Genomic DNA, 15,476 nt, shown 5'->3' with positions numbered 1-15,476 from the left:
ATGCCCGAGGACCTGACCATGCCGAAGATTGCTCCTCCACCGCTGAAAAACGACTGTTTCGCCCTGCCGCCGGGGGTCGAATGGACTCCGGTCGCCGACGCGCTGGCCCTGTTGCGCGACCGGTTGCACCCGGTGGCCGGTGTCGAGACCCTGCCCGTTGGTCAATCCTGCGGGCGTGTTCTGGCGCAGGACGTGATCGCGCAACGGTCGAATCCGCCGCTGCCCAACACGGCGGTGGACGGGTACGGCTTCGCCGGTGGTCGACCCGAGGGCCCGCAAATCCTGCCGCTGGCCGAGGGGCGCGCGGCGGCGGGTGTACCCTTTGCGGGGGCCGTGCCGGAGGGGCAGGCGCTGCGCGTTCTGACCGGCGCGCCGCTGCCCGAGGGCGTGGATACCGTCATTCTGGAAGAGGACGTGACCGTGCAAGACGGCCACATCGCCTTCAACGGGCCTTTGAAGGCCGGCGCCAATACGCGCAAGGCGGGCGAAGACGTGCAGGCCGGCGCCTTGGCTCTGCCTGCCGGGCGACGCCTGACACCCGCCGATCTGGCGCTGCTGTCGGCGGTGGGCGTGGCCGCGGTCCCGGTCCGCAGCCCCTTGCGTGTGGGGGTTCTGTCCACCGGCGATGAATTGCGTGATCCGGGTCAGGCCGCGGGGCCGGGTCAGATCTATGATGCAAACCGCCCGATGCTGCTGGCGATGCTGCAACGGATGGGCTTTGTGCCGGTCGATCTGGGCCGCGTGGGCGACGACCGGGCCGCGCTGCGGGACCGGCTGGACCAGGCCGCGCAACAGACCGACGCGATCCTGACCAGCGGCGGCGCTTCGGCGGGGGACGAGGATCATGTCTCGGCCCTGCTTCGCGCGACGGGGGCCTTGCAGGAATGGCGCATCGCGCTGAAACCGGGCCGCCCGCTGGCGCTGGGCCTGTGGCAGGGCACGCCTGTGTTCGGCCTGCCGGGCAATCCGGTGGCGGCGATGGTCTGCACTCTGATCTTTGCCCGGCCCGCGCTGGGGTTGATGGCGGGCGAGGGGTGGCAGCAGCCGCAGGGCTATGACCTGCCCGCCGGGTTCGCCAAGCGCAAGAAACCGGGCCGCCGTGAATACCTGCGCGCCCGGGTCCGCGACGGCCGGGTCGAGGTGTTCCACTCGGAAGGGTCGGGTCGCATCAGCGGGCTCAGCTGGGCCGAAGGGCTGGTCGAACTGCCGGACGGCCCGCTGGACATCCAGCCCGGAGACCCGGTTCGCTTCATACCCTATGGCAGTTTCGGCCTGTGACGGTTTCGGTCTCGCGCGGGTTTTCCCCCGATGAGCGCGCGCGGGCAGCAGAGCTGTTCTGGCAGGCGTTCTCGGGCAAACTATCGCGCGTGATGGGTCCGGACGCGCGCGGGCTGGCCTTTTTCGAACGGGTGCTGAACCCAGAATTCGCCCTGGTGGCTCGGGATGCGGATGGGCGGATGCTGGGGCTGGCCGGGTACAAGACCCGCGACGGTGGGCTGACGCAGGGCGGGCTGGCGGATCTGGCCCGGGTCTATGGCTGGTTCGGCGCCCTGTGGCGGGGCCTGATCGTGAGCGTTCTGGAGCGCGACCTGAAGCCGGGCGTGTTCCAGATGGATGGCATATGCGTGGCAGCCGAGGCGCGCGGGCAGGGTGTCGGGACCCTGTTGCTGGGGGCGATCAAGGAGGAAGCGCAGAGGCTGGGCATGCACGAGGTGCAACTGGACGTGATCAACACCAACCCGCGCGCGCGGACCCTGTACGAGCGCGAAGGGTTTCAGGCGATTGGGCAGGATTATACCGGCCCGTTCAAGCATCTGTTCGGATTTAGTTCGGCCACGAAAATGCGCTGGGTCGTGCCGGACGGTGGCTAGTCGAAGGTCCCGGCCACCCGGCCCAGCAGCATGAAGGCGCGCGCCGTGCGCGTGTCGCCCAAGGCGGTCAGGTCGGCGTCGCTGGCCAAAGGTTCGAACTCGACGATCATGGTGTCGAAGCGGCGCAGGAAGTGATGCACCGCATCGCGAAAGATCGGGTCTTGCTTCATCCGCGCCGAGGTCAGCGCCAGACACGACCGGTCGCGGATGCCGCCCAAAGCAGCGACCGCACGCCCGCGTTCGCCCTTGGCGAACTGGCGCCAGACCTCGGGGCGGGCCATGTCCGGGCGCAGGTCGTCCATGTAGATGCCTTCCTGGCTGAGCAGGGTCAGCACGTCCTCGGCGGCCTGTACCAGTTGCGCGGTCTTGCGGTCCTTCATCGCGCGGCGCAGGGCGTTGAAGCCTTCGGTATCCTCGGCGGTTTCGGGAAAGTTCAGCGCGCGGATGAAAATGTCGGTGGGCAGAGGAGTCGGTATCTCCTCGGGCGGAGTGCCCAGTTCCAACGAGGTCTGGCCCGAGGGTGTCGCAGGTCTTGCCAGCGGCGCAAGATCCCGCCGCTTGCTGGAGAACGTGGCCAGCGTGCTTTGGGTGTGCCGGGCAGCTGCGGCGATTTCATCCAGTTTCCGGGCCACCGCGGGTTCGTAGGTGCTGGCCGACCGCTGTTGCTGCGATACATAGGCTTGGCGGATCGCGTCGATTGCGGTCTGCAGCCGGGCGCTCTCTTCGCGCATGATGCGACTGGCGCGCATGGCCAACGCCGCGACCCAGATCATCGCCACCGGCATGAAAACCGCAAGCAGCATCACGATGAAACCGCCGGCCTGCGTCTGCTCGGGCAGCACCAGAAAGACCACGGCCACCACCAGCCAGATCAGGCTGAGGGCCGCGGCCGCAATCTCGATCCCGGTGACGCTGGGTCGGCCCGGACGGTCATAGATGCCCAGCCAGGTGGGGCGTTTGCTGTCCGGATCAGGGTCTTGGCCCGACATGACGCGCTCCGATCAGGCGTAGTGGATGCTCAGCACTTCGTACGAGCGCACGCCGCCGGGGGTGCGCACTTCGACGCTGTCGCCTTCTTCCTTGCCGATCAGGGCGCGGGCGATGGGCGATTTGATGTTCAGCAGGCCCTTTTCGATATTGGCCTCATGCTCGCCCACGATCTGCCAAGTCTTTTCCTCGTCGGTGTCCTCGTCGACCAGGGTGACCTTGGCGCCGAACTTGATCGCGCCCGACAGTTTGGTCGGGTCAATCACCTCGGCCAGCGAGAGCACGCCTTCCAGTTCCTTGATGCGGCCTTCGATGAAGCCCTGTTTTTCGCGGGCCGAGTGGTATTCGGCGTTTTCCTTCAGGTCGCCCAGTTCGCGCGCCGAGGCGATGGCCTCGATGATGGCGGGGCGTTCAACGGACTTGAGTTGCTTGAGCTCTGCCTCGAGCGCGGCAAAGCCCGCGGGCGTCATGGGGATCTTTTCCATATCTTCTTTTTTCCACGCACAAATTGAGTCGCCCCGCCGCATGAGACCAGCGTCGGGGCGAAAGATGGGTTGGCAATTACCTGACCCAAATATGGCGTGAAATGCAAGAGGCCAAGGGGTTTGGCCCCTGCAATCCGCAACTTAACGCCGTCGGGGCGGTGGGGGTTTCCGATTGTGCCGATGCCCCAGCAGATCACCGCGTTTCCAGCGATGCGCCTCGGCGCCGAACCAGAGCATCTCAATCATATTGAACCACCTCGAATTCGATGCCGTTGTCATCGTCGAAATAGAACCGGCGGCCGGGTTCATAGTCGGCGTGGTTGTGCGGCTCGAACCCGACGGCGCGAACCTTGGCTTCGGTCGCGTCGATGTCCTCGACCAGCACGCCCACATGGTTCAGCCCGCCGACGATGTCATAGCTGCTTTCGCCCGACGGTTTCGGGTCGGCCGGGGCATAAAGCGCCAGATAGGTATGTGCGCTGCCCACGTGCACGGTATAGCCGCCCGCGATGGCGGGGCCTTCCCAGCGGGTTTTCCATCCGAATACGTCCTGCATCCAGGCGGCGGTCGCCTGCGGGTTGCGGACGGTGAAGTTCGTGTGTTCCAGCGTCGCCATCATGGGGTCTCCTTTTCATGTTCAGGCTTGTTTCGACTCACCGTAATTCCTAAACCTAACTTTAGCTCAAGAGATTTTTTCGGGAGGAGATCATGCCCGCATCCGAAGGCCTTTCCATCGGCGCGCTGGCGCGCCGCACGGGGTTGGCGGTATCCGCCATCCGCTATTACGAGGCGCAGGGGTTGATTTCCCCCTGGCGCAATCCGGGCGGTCAGCGGCGGTATCAGCGCGCCGACATCCGTCGGCTGAGTTTCGTGATGATCGCCCAGCAGTTCGGCCTGACCCTGCCCGAAATCCGCGAGGTTCTGGCCGGGCTGCCCGACAACCGCACGCCCACGCCGGCGGATTGGAAAAAGATCAGCCAGGGCCTGCGCGCGCATCTGGACCAGCGAATCGACACTCTGCTGCGCCTGCGCGACAATCTGGACGGCTGCATCGGCTGTGGCTGCCTGAGCCTGCCGAAATGCGCGCTCTACAACCCAGACGACCGGGCCAAGGCGCATGGTAGCGGTCCCAGGTACCTGATGGGTGACGCGCCCGAGGGCTGATCTGCCGCATTGCAGCAATGTTACGCCGTGTTTTGATTGACCAAGGTCTTTTCCAGCAGGTAATCAGCCGGGAAACAAAATTTCGCCGAGCCCGCGCCCCAGGCGCCAATTCGGATAGTTAGCGGAGGAGCCCACGATGGCCGAAATTGAACGCGAAGCGATGGAATACGACGTGGTGATCGTGGGCGCAGGCCCGGCGGGCCTGTCGGCGGCCATTCGTCTGAAACAGCTGGACGTCGACCTGAACGTGGTCGTGCTGGAAAAGGGCTCGGAAGTGGGTGCGCATATCCTGTCGGGCGCGGTGTTGGATCCGTGCGGTCTGGATGCGCTGATCCCCGACTGGAAGGAAAAGGGCGCGCCGCTGAACGTGCCCGTGCGCGAAGACAATTTCTATATGCTGGGAGAGGCCGGCAAGTTGCGCATCCCGAACTGGCCGATGCCGCCGCTGATGAACAACCACGGCAACTACATCGTCTCGATGGGCAATGTCTGCCGCTGGATGGCCGAACAGGCCGAGGAACTGGGCGTCGAGATCTTCCCCGGCATGGCTTGCTCGGAGCTGGTCTATGGTGACAATGGCGAGGTCAAGGGTGTCGTGGCCGGTGTCTTCGGGCTGGAGCCCGACGGATCCTATGGCCCCAACACCGAGCCGGGTATGGAACTGCACGGCAAATACGTCTTCCTGTCGGAAGGGGTGCGCGGGTCGCTGTCCAAGGAAGTGATCGCGAAATACGATCTGTCAGGCGGGAAAGAGCCGCAGAAATACGGCATCGGTATGAAGGAAATCTGGGAGATCGACCCCGCCAAGCACAAGGAAGGCAGCGTCACCCACACGATGGGCTGGCCGCTGGGCGGCAATGCCGGGGGCGGGTCGTTCATCTATCACCTGGAAAACAACCAGGTCTATGTGGGCTTCGTGGTACACCTGAACTACAAGAACCCGCACCTGTTCCCTTACATGGAATTCCAGCGGTTCAAGCATCACCCGGTGGTGGCCGACCTGCTGAAGGGCGGCAAGCGCGTGGCCTATGGCGCCCGGGCGATCACCGAGGGCGGGTACCAGTCGATGCCAAAGCTGGTGGCACCGGGTGTCGCGCTGCTGGGCTGCTCGGCGGGCATGGTCAACGTGCCGCGCATCAAGGGCAACCACAACGCGATGCTGTCGGGCAAGGCCGCGGCCGAGGCCGCGTTCGAGGCCATCAAGGCCGACCGGTCGGGCGACGAACTGTCCGCCTATGAAGACGAGGTGCGCAACGGTGCGATCGGCCGCGACCTCAAGAAGGTTCGCAACGTCAAGCCGCTGTGGTCGAAATACGGCCTGACCGCTTCGCTGGTGCTGGGCGGTATGGACATGTGGACCAACACGCTGGGCTTCTCGCTGCTGGGGACGCTGGGCCATGGCAAGAACGACGCCGAGGCGACCGAGGATGCCAACAAGCACACCCCCATCGACTATCCGAAGCCCGATGGCACGCTGTCTTTCGATCGTCTGACCAACGTGGCGTTCTCGTTCACCAACCATGAAGAAAGCCAGCCCTGTCACCTGAAGCTGACCGACCCCGAGATTCCGGTGAAGGTCAACCTGCCCAAGTTTGATGAACCGGCGCAGCGGTATTGCCCGGCGGGCGTGTACGAAGTGGTGAAGGACGAGGCCGAGCCTCGATTCGTGATCAACTTCCAGAACTGCGTCCACTGCAAGACCTGTGACATCAAGGATCCCAGCCAGAACATCACGTGGACCACGCCGCAGGGTGGGGACGGACCGAACTACCCCAACATGTAGGCAAAAACCCGGGCAATGGCGGGGCCGTGAACGCTCGGCCATTGCCTCTGGCGGGCCAAGGCCCTAGCTTATCCTGCAATCGTAGGCAGACAAGGCAGGTATTAGGTGGTTTCACTGGTTCGTCGCACGGCGCTGGCCGTGTTTCTTGCGACAGCAGCTGTCGTTCCGGTTCACGCGGATTCCGGCGCGGGATCCTATCTGGCTGGTCGCCAAGCCATCTATGAAAGCGACTACAAGGCTGCCGAGGAGTACTACTCGAAGGCCCTGATTTTCGATCCGGGCAACACCAAGCTCAAGGAAAGCGTGCTACTGGCGCGCGTGGCTCTTGGCGATGTGGAACGCGCACTGCCCATCGCCGAGGACATGGAGGCAAACGAGCAACCCAACCAGGCCGCGCGCATGGTTGTTTCCGCCAAACTGGTATCTGACGGAAAGTTCGACGAATTGCTGGCCCGTGACCCGGAAAACCAGGGCGTTGGCCCGCTGGTCGATGGGTTGATGACGGCCTGGGCGCATCTGGGCAAGGGCGAAATGACCAAGGCGATGGCGCAGTTCGATGAGGTCGCCCAGCAGGACGGTCTGCGGGAATTCGCGCTGTATCACAAGGCGCTGGCGCTGGCGTCGGTTGGCGATTTCGAAGGGGCCGAGGCGATCTTTGCGGCCGACGACAGTATCGTTGCGCGATTCTCGCGACGTGCAGCGCTGGCGCGGGTCGAAGTGTTGTCGCAGCTCAACCGCAACGACGAAGCTCTGCAATTCCTTGAAAACGTGTTTGCGGCGGGCAGCGATCCGTCGATCGAGACCTACGTGGACACGCTCAGCGCCGGTGGCACCTTGCCTTTCACCCATGTCGGATCGGCCACCGAAGGCGTGGCCGAGGTCTTTTTCTCGGTCGGGGCGGCGTTGAACACCGAGGCCGCACATGACTATGTGCTGCTCTACGCGCGGATCGCGACTTACCTCCGGCCCGATCACATCGATGCGATCCTGCTGAGCGCGGAACTGCTTGAGCAGTTGAGCCAGTACGACCTGGCCGCCGAAGCCTATCGAAAGGTTCCCACGGATAGCAGCGATTTCCACGCAGCCGAACTGGGGCGTGCCGAAATCCTGGCTCAGTCGGGGAAACCGGATGCGGCGATCGAAGTGCTGGAAAATCTGGCGGCCCGGCAGCCCAACCTGCCCAGTGTCCATGTCGCCTTGGCCGACCTGCAGCGGCGTCAGGAAAACTACGCCGCAGCTGTAACCTCGTATGACCGAGCCATCGAGCTGACCGAAACCGGTTCAGGTGGCAACTGGTTCCTGCACTACGCCCGCGGCATCTGCCACGAACGGCTCAAGGCGTGGGACAAGGCCGAGGCGGATTTCAGGCGTGCCTTGGAGTTGAACCCGGATCAGCCGCAGGTTTTGAACTATCTCGGGTACTCGCTGGTCGAGCGGCAGGAAAAACTGGACGAGGCGCTGGACATGATCGAGCGCGCCGTCGCGATCCAGCCTGACAGCGGCTATATCGTCGACAGCTTGGGCTGGGTCCTGTTTCGCTTGGGCCGGTACGACGAGGCGGTCGAGCATATGGAGCGCGCCGTCGAACTGATGGCCGTGGACCCGGTGGTCAACGACCACTTGGGCGACGTCTACTGGGCCGTCGGGCGCACCCGTGAGGCCGATTTCCAATGGCGGCGCGCGTTGTCCTTCATCGATCCCGAAGATACCGATGGCGAGGCCGACCCCGATCGGATCCGTCGCAAACTCGAGGTCGGGCTGGACGCGGTGCTGGCCGAGGAAGGCGCGGCCCCCCTGAAGGTCGCCAATGGCGACTGAGGCCTTTGCGCCCGCGAAGATCAACCTTTCCCTGCATGTGACCGGTCGGCGGGCCGACGGATACCATCTGCTGGACTCGCTGGTCGCCTTTGCCGATGTGGGAGACACGTTGATTCTGTCACCCGGGCCCGAGATTCGCCTGACCGTGACCGGGCCCCATTCTGCCGGGGTGCCGACCGACGACCGCAACCTCGTCTGGCGGGCCGCTCAGGCGATGGGATGGAGCGGGCAAATCCAGTTGGACAAGGTTCTGCCGCATGGCGGGGGAATCGGCGGCGGCTCATCGGATGCGGCTGCGACTTTGCGGGCCATCGCCGGGCAAGACGCGGAGGTCCCGCTGGAAACGGCTTTGGCACTGGGCGCGGATGTTCCTGTTTGTGTACTGGGCAGAGCCGCACGGATGCGGGGCATTGGTGACCGTGTCGCCCCGGTTGCATTGCCCGCTTTGCCCGCATTGCTGGTCAATCCGGGTGTTCCGGTTCCGACGGGGCCGGTGTTCAATGCGCTGGCTTCGCGCGACAATCCGGGGATGCCGGATGAGATCCCGGCATTCGAAACGCCAGAGGCCTGCGCTGACTGGCTGGCCGGGCAACGCAATGATTTGCAGGAAGCGGCAATTGGCTTGGCGCCCCAAATTTCAGACTTGTTGCAGGCGCTGGGTGAAACGCGGGACGTTCTGCTGGTGCGCATGTCGGGGTCGGGTTCGACCTGCTTTGCGCTGTACCCGTCCATGAAGGCCGCACATTTTGCAGCCTACGAGATTGGTGTTTCCCAGCCGGACTGGTGGTGTCGCGCCAGCGTACTCAGCTGAGGCGGGACACGACGTAATCGGCCAGATCGCCGAGCAGGTCGCGCAATTCGTGATCGGGCAGCGCGGTCAAAGCGGTTTTGGCCTTGGCTGCCCAGGCCAGAGCGTCTGTCCGGGTCTCCTCCAAGGTGCCGTATTTGCGCATGAGGTTCAGGGCTAGGCCCAGGTCTCCATCCTGTTGCCGACCCTTCTCGATCGTGCGCTCCCAGAACGCACGCTCGTCGGGTGTGGCCTGGGCCACGGCCTTGATCACTGGGAGGGTCAGTTTGCGCTCGCGGAAGTCGTCGCCCACGTTCTTTCCGGTTGTCTTGCTGTCGCCCTGGTAGTCCAGCAGGTCGTCGGCGATCTGGAAGGCGATGCCCAACGCGTCGCCATAGGCGAACAGCGCTCGGACCTGCTCCTCGGACGCACCGGCGATCACGCCGCCCACCTCGGTTGCCGCGGAGAACAGCGCGGCGGTCTTGCCGCGCACCACCTGCAGGTAGACGGCCTCATCCGTGCGCAGGTCGGTGGCTGCGGTCATCTGCAGCACCTCGCCCTCGGCAATGGTGGCCGAGGCATTGGCCAGAATGTCCAGAACCCGCAAAGACCCGGTTTCCACCATCAACTGGAAGCTGCGCGAAAACAGATAGTCACCGACCAGCACGCTGGACTTGTTGTCCCACAGCAGGTTGGCGGTGGGCCGGCCGCGCCGCTGGGCGCTTTCGTCCACGACGTCGTCGTGCAACAGCGTGGCGGTGTGGATGAACTCGACCGTGGCGGCCAGTCGGATGTGATGGTCACCGCCATAGCCGAACAGCCGCGCGGCGGCCAGTGTAAGCATCGGGCGCAGGCGTTTGCCGCCGGCTTCGACCAGATGCGCGGTGACTTCGGGGATGCGGGGCGCGTGTTCCGAGGCCATGCGGGTGCGGATCAGAGTGTTTACCGCCTCCATTTCCCCGGCCAAAATCTCGGCCAGTCGCTCATGCGGTTTCGAGATCGTGCTGATCGTCATCACACTCCTGATACAAGGCTCGACTTTCGTCCTGCCTTGCCCTTACATCCATCCCCATGAAAGAACTTCTGCGCAGCACCGATCCGACCATCATTGCCTTTGCATCCGCTCTTCTTGAGGGCGAGGATATAGACTGCTTTGAGATGGACGTAAATATGAGCGTCCTCGAGGGAGGCATCGGAATCTTTCCGCGCCGCCTCATGGTTCGGACCGATGACCTCGAGCGGGCAGAGCGGGTGATGCGTGACAATGACATTCCGCTGGGAAGATGACCGGGTTTCCTGACAGCGCGCTGACTTGCAACGACTTTCTGGGTGGCCGCCTAAAGCTGTGGCAGCCGCGAGACGGTTATCGCGCCGGTGTCGATCCGGTGCTGCTTGCTGCCGCAGTTCCGGCCAAAGCCGGGCAGTCGGTGCTGGAGCTGGGCTGCGGGGCGGGTGCTGCGGTTCTTTGTCTCGCGACCCGCGTACCTGGTCTGCGCTCGACCGGGATCGAGCTTCAGGCCGACTATGGCGATCTGGCCGCAAGAAACGCGCAATGCAACGAGATTGATCTGTCCGTTCACGTGGCCGACCTGTCCAATATGCCGACTGATCTGCGTCAGCAGCACTTCGACCACGTGATCGCAAACCCGCCCTATTATCGGCCCGGTGCACATAGCGCGGCCGTCGATGCTGGTCGGCGAACGGCGCTGAGCGAGCAGACGCCGCTGTCCGACTGGTTTGATGCGGCAGCGCGCAGGCTGGCACCGCGCGGGTACTTGCACATGATCCAGCGCGCGGAACGCTTGCCCGACATGCTGACGGCCTGCGTGGGTCGGTTGGGCTCGGTAGAGGTTCTGCCCATCGCGCCGCGCATGGGGCGCAGGGCCGAGTTGCTGATCCTGCGGGCGCGCAAGGGCGCGCGCGCGGATTTTCGATTGCATGCGCCGCTGATTCTCCACAGCGGTGACCGCCATGAAAGGGACGGCGAGAGCTATACCGACATGGTATCTGGCATCCTGCGCGAGGGCCGACCAGTGCCCTGGCCGGACGCCCGATAGGCAATGACCAGCCGAAATTGTCGGATTTGAACAAGAATCCGAGCGTCTGCAGCGTGACAGGCTGGAAATGATGTGATCAACTTCCCATGTGATATTCAGAAACTGAGAAGGAGGATCGCCATGAGCGTAAGCGCACATCTGACGGAACTGAAGAAGAAGCACGAAATCCTCAGTCTCGAAGTGGAACAAGCCCAGCGCTCGCCCGGTATCGACGATCTCCACATCGCTCAACTCAAAAAGAAGAAGCTGAAGCTGAAGGAAGAGATTGAACGCCTGTCGGCTTAATGTCGCAGGCTGGCGCGTGCCGCGATTGCAGCGCCGCCGGTAACAAGTAATGCCGCGATCGCCAGCGTCCAGGATGGCGTGGCGATCCCGGCGACCACAAGCACCAAAGTTGACAACAGGGGTGCCGCGTACGAGCTGGTGCCCAGCATCTGGATGTCACCGTGCTTGACCCCGATATCCCAGACATAGAACGCCAGCCCAACAGGCCCCAACCCCAGGGCAACAGTCGACATCCAGGCCAGTGCATCGGGCGGCCAGACCGTCTGCTCAAGGCTGAAATGCAGGATCCACGAGGCGATGGCGGTCAGCACGCAGAACACTGCTACCGAGCTGGTCGGCGTTTGACCCAGCCTGCGCGACAATACGGAATACCCCGACCACGTAAGGGCGCACAAAAGCGCCAGCGCATAGCCCGGCAGATGTTCGGCCTGAAACCCTGCGGTTCCGCCGCCAGTGATGATCAGCGCGGCCCCGGAGAAGCCCAGACAAGCCCCGAGCAGATGGCCGAGACGCAGGGTTTCACCAGGAAGCAACCCTGAAAAAAGAACGATCAGCAAGGGCCAGAGGTAGGCGATCAATCCGGCCTCGGCCGCAGGTGCCATGCGCAGGGCCGAAAAATACAGGGCGTGGTATCCGAACAAGCCAACCGTGCCGAAGGCGAATACCTTCCAACTGACCCGTTTCAGTTGCGCAAGCCCACCGCTGCGCCACGTCCAGATCAAGCCAAGGGTTCCGCCGATCGTAAAGCAGATGGCGTTCAGCAAAAGCGGCGGGGTCGGCGCCGAGCCAACCGTGAACAGCGCCAGCAGTGCCCACAAAAGGACGGCGACAAAACCGATGGCGGTGGCGCGGTTCTTTGTCATGCGGGGGGGATATCCTCGACGGGTATGATTTCCAGACCGTCGGATATGTGCGCGGTTTTTTCGATCTCTGCAAGGAACCAATCCCGGAAGGCGGCAATCTGAGGGCGCGTCTCTTCGCCCGAACGGCACAGGAACCGGAACCGGGCCTTGGTTTCGACGGCGGTTTTGAAGGGCATCACCAGTCGGCCTTCGATCACATCCTTGATGATCATCGGGCGCCGTCCCAACGCGACACCGACACCCGCCACCGCGGCATCAATGGCGTGATCCGCGTTCGAGAAATGTGCGCCATGAGTCGGCGTGAAGTCCACCCCGACCGCGCGAAACCAGGCGGGCCAGTCACAGGGTGGATTCAGGAAATTGATCGAGTCATCGTGGATCAGGGGCGCTTTGGTCAGATCCTGCGGCGTCGGAAACCGGGCCGCAAGCTCGGGCGTCATGACCGGTGTCAGCCATTCTTGCCGCACGGGAACTGAATACAGCCCGTCATCCTGCCCGTACCCGAACCGGATCGCGACATCCACGTCGTCGCGCTCGAAATCGAGATTGCGCAGCGTGGCTGAGAATCTCAGGTCGATCTCGGGATGGGCGCGGGCGAACTCGTACAGGCGGGGGGCCAGCCATTTGGCTGTCAGGGCCGGCCCAGCGGTCACGGTCAATGTCGTGTTGTCCTGCAGGCGGCGGGTGGCCGACCAAGCCGCCTGCAGCGCAGCAAACCCTTTTTCCGTGCCCGGGGCCAGGGTTCGTCCGGCCTCGGTCAACTCGACCGCACGGTTCAATCGGCGGAACAACGGCTGGCCCAAATGCTCTTCCAGAGACTTGATCTGAAACGACAGCGCGGCCGGTGTCACGTTCAACTCGTCCGCGGCCTTGGCGAAGGACATATGGCGGGCGGCGGCATCAAAGGCCCTGAGGGCGGTGAGTGGGGGAAGTCGGTCGCTCATCTTCACATAAGATTTTCTAAACTGAAGGCGGAAAAACTCTCGTTTGTACCTATTGAAAACAACAGGCATGTTGAGTGCAAGTCAAGTTCACCTTTAGTAGAAGGGAAAAGCCATGATCGAGATGACGACCAATCCTGCCGCACAAAAGGCAATTCTGCGCGCTCATCAAGAGCGCGGCAAAGCGATCCGGAGTTTCTGGAAGTGGGTTCTGGGTTCCCGCTGAACGCTGCGCGCGCGTTCTTACGGGATCAAAGAAGGGCCGACCCGTTGGGTCGGCCCGTTTTCATTTGAGCCGCGATCAGACGAAAAACTGCGCGCCGTTGGCCGAAATCGTCGACCCGTTGATGAACTGCGAATCTTCCGAGGCCAGGAATGCGACGCAGCGGGCAATTTCCTCGGGTTCGCCCAAGCGGCCTGCAGGGATCTGACCGATGATGGCTTCACGCACCTTTTCCGGAACGGCCATGACCATCTCGGTCGCGATGTATCCGGGGCAGATGGCGTTTGCGGTGATGCCGGCGCGCGCGCCTTCCTGAGCCAAGGATTTGACGATGCCCAGATCACCGGCTTTGGTGGCGGCATAGTTCACCTGAGCGAACTGGCCCTTTTGCCCGTTGATCGAGCTGATTACGATCACCCGACCGAACTTGCGCTCGCGCATGCCGGGCCAGACAGGGTGTACGGTGTTGAACACCCCGGTCAGGTTGGTGTCGACCACCTGGTGCCACTGTTCCGGTGTCATCTTGTGGAACGGCGCGTCGCGGGTGATGCCTGCATTGGCGACAACGATGTCGATCGGGCCGAGCTCGGCTTCGACCTTTTCGATGCCCGCCTTGGATTCGTCATAGTCGGCCACGTTCCATTTGTAGGTCGCAATGCCGGTTTCCTCGGTGAACTTGGCCGCGGCTTCGTCATTCCCCGCATACGAGGCGGCTACATTGTATCCTTCAGCCTTGAGCGCTTTGGAAATTGCTGCGCCGATGCCGCGGGTGCCGCCGGTTACGAGTGCTGTACGTGCCATTTAGGACTCCTCCAAATTTAATCGTGTTGGTAATTCTGTTACTCTGAGAGATTGTGTAGCGCAATATCGTTTCGCCGCGAGCTGTCTCTTTCCGTTTGGTGATATTGTCGCATCCTGGGGATATTCCTCGAGTGTAACAAAAAAGGGCGCCCATTGGACGCCCTTATTCGTGACTTGTCAAAGCACTTATACGCGCTCCACGCACAGGGCGACGCCCATGCCGCCTCCGATGCAGAGGGTTGCCAGACCCTTTTTCGCGTTCCGGCGCTTCATTTCGAACAGCAGCGTGTTTAGAACCCGGCAGCCGGATGCTCCGATCGGGTGGCCGATGGCGATGGCGCCGCCGTTCACGTTCACGATCGAGGGATCCCAACCCATGTCCTTGTTCACGGCGCAGGCCTGTGCTGCGAAGGCTTCGTTGGCTTCGACCAGATCCAGATCGTCAACCGACCAGCCGGCCTTTTCCAGCGCCTTGCGCGAGGCATAGATCGGTCCGACACCCATGATCGACGGGTCCAGCCCGGCGGTCGCATAAGACGCGATGCGGGCCAGCGGTTCGATCCCGCGCTTTTCGGCGTTGTCGGCAGACATCAGCAGGGTTGCCGCCGCGCCGTCATTCAGACCCGAGGCGTTGGCCGCAGTCACCGAGCCGTCCTTGGTGAAGGCCGGACGCAGCTTGGCCATCGCCTCCATGGTTGCGCCGTGACGGATGTACTCGTCACTATCCATCACGATGTCGCCCTTGCGGGTCTTGATGGTGAAGGGGACGATCTCGTCCTTGAACTTGCCGGCCTTCTGCGCGGCCTCAGCCTTGTTCTGGCTGGCCACCGCAAACTCATCCTGCATATCGCGGCTGATCTGCCACTTCTCGGCCACGTTCTCGGCGGTCTGGCCCATGTGGTAGCCGTTGAACGCATCCCAGAGGCCATCGCGGATCATGGTGTCGATGTATTTCATGTCGCCCATCTTGTGGCCCGCGCGAAGCGATGCGGCGTGGGGGGACAGGGTCATGTTCTCCTGCCCACCAGCGCACACGATCTCTGCATCTCCCAACTGGATGTGCTGAGCGCCCAGTGCGACGGCACGCAGGCCTGAACCACAGACCTGGTTGATGCCCCAGGCCGCGCTTTCCTGCGGCAGGCCGGCGTTGATGTGCGCCTGGCGTGCGGGGTTCTGGCCTTGGGCGGCCGTCAGAACCTGACCCATGATGGTTTCGCTCACCTCGGACTTGTCGATCCCGGCGCGTTCCACGACGGCTTCGAGGACGGCAGCGCCCAGATCATGTGCGGGGGTGTTCGCAAAGGAACCGCCAAAGCTGCCGACTCCTGTGCGTGCGGCGGATGCGATTACTACGTTGGTCATACAGTCAATCCTTTACCGTCAAGGTCCTGTGGGAAATCTGACGGCGCAG

At 63.2% G+C, this 15,476-nt stretch carries 17 protein-coding genes; 9 read left to right on the top strand and 8 right to left on the bottom strand.

Features of this window, described 5'->3' with window-relative positions:
• Window positions 1-18 precede the first annotated feature (18 nt).
• Both AC2FNL_RS01805 and AC2FNL_RS01800 read left to right on the top strand, forming a co-directional pair.
• Window positions 19-1,278 (top strand): molybdopterin-binding protein, encoded by a 1,260-nt coding sequence (locus AC2FNL_RS01805; RefSeq protein ID WP_496831986.1) that lies wholly within the window; start codon window positions 19-21, stop codon window positions 1,276-1,278.
• Entirely contained in the window at window positions 1,275-1,871 is a 597-nt protein-coding gene (locus AC2FNL_RS01800) for a GNAT family N-acetyltransferase (protein ID WP_496831984.1), read from the top strand. The genes AC2FNL_RS01805 and AC2FNL_RS01800 overlap by 4 nt, the downstream gene beginning before the upstream one ends.
• On the opposite strand, the gene AC2FNL_RS01795 is transcribed toward AC2FNL_RS01800, so the two are convergent.
• The 3 genes from AC2FNL_RS01795 to AC2FNL_RS01785 form a co-directional block, all read right to left on the bottom strand.
• Complete coding sequence (locus AC2FNL_RS01795; RefSeq protein WP_496831983.1) at window positions 1,868-2,860, bottom strand: hypothetical protein; 993 nt, start codon at window positions 2,858-2,860, stop codon at window positions 1,868-1,870. The two genes, AC2FNL_RS01800 and AC2FNL_RS01795, sit on opposite strands and share 4 nt — an antisense overlap.
• A 12-nt stretch (window positions 2,861-2,872) precedes the next feature.
• On the bottom strand, window positions 2,873-3,343 hold the full coding sequence (gene greA / locus AC2FNL_RS01790) for a transcription elongation factor GreA (protein WP_005978981.1): 471 nt from the start codon (window positions 3,341-3,343) through the stop codon (window positions 2,873-2,875).
• Window positions 3,344-3,581: 238 nt separating this feature from the next.
• Complete coding sequence (locus tag AC2FNL_RS01785) at window positions 3,582-3,962, bottom strand: VOC family protein (RefSeq protein ID WP_496831980.1); 381 nt, start codon at window positions 3,960-3,962, stop codon at window positions 3,582-3,584.
• 89 nt (window positions 3,963-4,051) lie between these two features.
• Here AC2FNL_RS01785 and soxR point away from each other — a divergent pair, with 89 nt between their 5' ends.
• From soxR to AC2FNL_RS01765, 4 genes are all read left to right on the top strand, one after another.
• Window positions 4,052-4,507, top strand: a complete 456-nt coding sequence (gene soxR, locus AC2FNL_RS01780; RefSeq protein ID WP_005978985.1) for a redox-sensitive transcriptional activator SoxR — start codon at window positions 4,052-4,054, stop codon at window positions 4,505-4,507.
• A gap of 136 nt (window positions 4,508-4,643) precedes the next feature.
• A complete protein-coding gene (locus AC2FNL_RS01775; RefSeq protein WP_496831978.1) occupies window positions 4,644-6,290 on the top strand; it encodes an electron transfer flavoprotein-ubiquinone oxidoreductase in 1,647 nt (548 codons plus the stop codon).
• A 105-nt stretch (window positions 6,291-6,395) separates the two neighbouring features.
• Window positions 6,396-8,108, top strand: a complete 1,713-nt coding sequence (locus AC2FNL_RS01770) for a tetratricopeptide repeat protein (protein ID WP_496831976.1) — start codon at window positions 6,396-6,398, stop codon at window positions 8,106-8,108.
• Window positions 8,098-8,919: a 4-(cytidine 5'-diphospho)-2-C-methyl-D-erythritol kinase gene (locus tag AC2FNL_RS01765; RefSeq protein ID WP_496831974.1), complete on the top strand. Its 822-nt coding sequence runs from the start codon at window positions 8,098-8,100 to the stop codon at window positions 8,917-8,919. Before AC2FNL_RS01770 ends, AC2FNL_RS01765 begins: the two co-directional genes overlap by 11 nt.
• Here AC2FNL_RS01765 and AC2FNL_RS01760 read toward each other — a convergent pair.
• Window positions 8,912-9,910 (bottom strand): polyprenyl synthetase family protein, encoded by a 999-nt coding sequence (locus AC2FNL_RS01760; protein WP_496831972.1) that lies wholly within the window; start codon window positions 9,908-9,910, stop codon window positions 8,912-8,914. The two genes, AC2FNL_RS01765 and AC2FNL_RS01760, sit on opposite strands and share 8 nt — an antisense overlap.
• Before the next feature lie 56 nt (window positions 9,911-9,966).
• Here AC2FNL_RS01760 and AC2FNL_RS01755 point away from each other — a divergent pair, with 56 nt between their 5' ends.
• From AC2FNL_RS01755 to AC2FNL_RS01745, 3 genes are all read left to right on the top strand, one after another.
• On the top strand, window positions 9,967-10,182 hold the full coding sequence (locus tag AC2FNL_RS01755) for a putative signal transducing protein (protein ID WP_093963516.1): 216 nt from the start codon (window positions 9,967-9,969) through the stop codon (window positions 10,180-10,182).
• Complete coding sequence (locus AC2FNL_RS01750) at window positions 10,179-10,952, top strand: tRNA1(Val) (adenine(37)-N6)-methyltransferase (protein WP_496831969.1); 774 nt, start codon at window positions 10,179-10,181, stop codon at window positions 10,950-10,952. The genes AC2FNL_RS01755 and AC2FNL_RS01750 overlap by 4 nt, the downstream gene beginning before the upstream one ends.
• Before the next feature lie 120 nt (window positions 10,953-11,072).
• A complete protein-coding gene (locus tag AC2FNL_RS01745; RefSeq protein WP_170342251.1) occupies window positions 11,073-11,237 on the top strand; it encodes a YdcH family protein in 165 nt (54 codons plus the stop codon).
• Here AC2FNL_RS01745 and yddG read toward each other — a convergent pair.
• From yddG to AC2FNL_RS01725, 4 genes are all read right to left on the bottom strand, one after another.
• A complete protein-coding gene (gene yddG, locus AC2FNL_RS01740; protein ID WP_170342250.1) occupies window positions 11,234-12,100 on the bottom strand; it encodes an aromatic amino acid exporter YddG in 867 nt (288 codons plus the stop codon). The genes AC2FNL_RS01745 and yddG overlap by 4 nt on opposite strands.
• Window positions 12,097-13,044 carry a transcriptional regulator GcvA gene (locus AC2FNL_RS01735; protein WP_170342248.1) on the bottom strand — a complete coding sequence of 316 codons (948 nt, stop codon included), beginning with the start codon at window positions 13,042-13,044 and terminating at the stop codon, window positions 12,097-12,099. Before AC2FNL_RS01735 ends, yddG begins: the two co-directional genes overlap by 4 nt.
• A gap of 298 nt (window positions 13,045-13,342) precedes the next feature.
• Window positions 13,343-14,065, bottom strand: a complete 723-nt coding sequence (gene phbB, locus AC2FNL_RS01730) for an acetoacetyl-CoA reductase (protein ID WP_496831966.1) — start codon at window positions 14,063-14,065, stop codon at window positions 13,343-13,345.
• A 186-nt stretch (window positions 14,066-14,251) separates the two neighbouring features.
• Window positions 14,252-15,427 (bottom strand): acetyl-CoA C-acetyltransferase, encoded by a 1,176-nt coding sequence (locus AC2FNL_RS01725; RefSeq protein WP_093963511.1) that lies wholly within the window; start codon window positions 15,425-15,427, stop codon window positions 14,252-14,254.
• Window positions 15,428-15,476: the final 49 nt, after the last annotated feature.

Source organism: Ruegeria sp. CRTD044 (assembly GCF_059613485.1).
The sequence above is the reverse complement of the archived record's forward strand: the minus strand, read 5'-3'. Positions and strand labels throughout refer to the sequence as shown.

What these genes read in the sequence shown, in the direction of transcription:
- AC2FNL_RS01765 (WP_496831974.1), top strand. Translation starts at nt 8,098, where the DNA reads ATGGCGACTGAGGCCTTTGCGCCCGCGAAGATCAACCTTTCCCTGCAT.
- AC2FNL_RS01750 (WP_496831969.1), top strand. Translation starts at nt 10,179, where the DNA reads ATGACCGGGTTTCCTGACAGCGCGCTGACTTGCAACGACTTTCTGGGT.
- AC2FNL_RS01785 (WP_496831980.1), bottom strand. Translation starts at nt 3,962, where the DNA reads ATGATGGCGACGCTGGAACACACGAACTTCACCGTCCGCAACCCGCAG.
- greA (WP_005978981.1), bottom strand. Translation starts at nt 3,343, where the DNA reads ATGGAAAAGATCCCCATGACGCCCGCGGGCTTTGCCGCGCTCGAGGCA.
- AC2FNL_RS01755 (WP_093963516.1), top strand. Translation starts at nt 9,967, where the DNA reads ATGAAAGAACTTCTGCGCAGCACCGATCCGACCATCATTGCCTTTGCA.
- yddG (WP_170342250.1), bottom strand. Translation starts at nt 12,100, where the DNA reads ATGACAAAGAACCGCGCCACCGCCATCGGTTTTGTCGCCGTCCTTTTG.
- phbB (WP_496831966.1), bottom strand. Translation starts at nt 14,065, where the DNA reads ATGGCACGTACAGCACTCGTAACCGGCGGCACCCGCGGCATCGGCGCA.
- AC2FNL_RS01805 (WP_496831986.1), top strand. Translation starts at nt 19, where the DNA reads ATGCCGAAGATTGCTCCTCCACCGCTGAAAAACGACTGTTTCGCCCTG.
- AC2FNL_RS01735 (WP_170342248.1), bottom strand. Translation starts at nt 13,044, where the DNA reads ATGAGCGACCGACTTCCCCCACTCACCGCCCTCAGGGCCTTTGATGCC.
- AC2FNL_RS01775 (WP_496831978.1), top strand. Translation starts at nt 4,644, where the DNA reads ATGGCCGAAATTGAACGCGAAGCGATGGAATACGACGTGGTGATCGTG.
- soxR (WP_005978985.1), top strand. Translation starts at nt 4,052, where the DNA reads ATGCCCGCATCCGAAGGCCTTTCCATCGGCGCGCTGGCGCGCCGCACG.
- AC2FNL_RS01760 (WP_496831972.1), bottom strand. Translation starts at nt 9,910, where the DNA reads ATGACGATCAGCACGATCTCGAAACCGCATGAGCGACTGGCCGAGATT.
- AC2FNL_RS01745 (WP_170342251.1), top strand. Translation starts at nt 11,073, where the DNA reads ATGAGCGTAAGCGCACATCTGACGGAACTGAAGAAGAAGCACGAAATC.
- AC2FNL_RS01725 (WP_093963511.1), bottom strand. Translation starts at nt 15,427, where the DNA reads ATGACCAACGTAGTAATCGCATCCGCCGCACGCACAGGAGTCGGCAGC.
- AC2FNL_RS01795 (WP_496831983.1), bottom strand. Translation starts at nt 2,860, where the DNA reads ATGTCGGGCCAAGACCCTGATCCGGACAGCAAACGCCCCACCTGGCTG.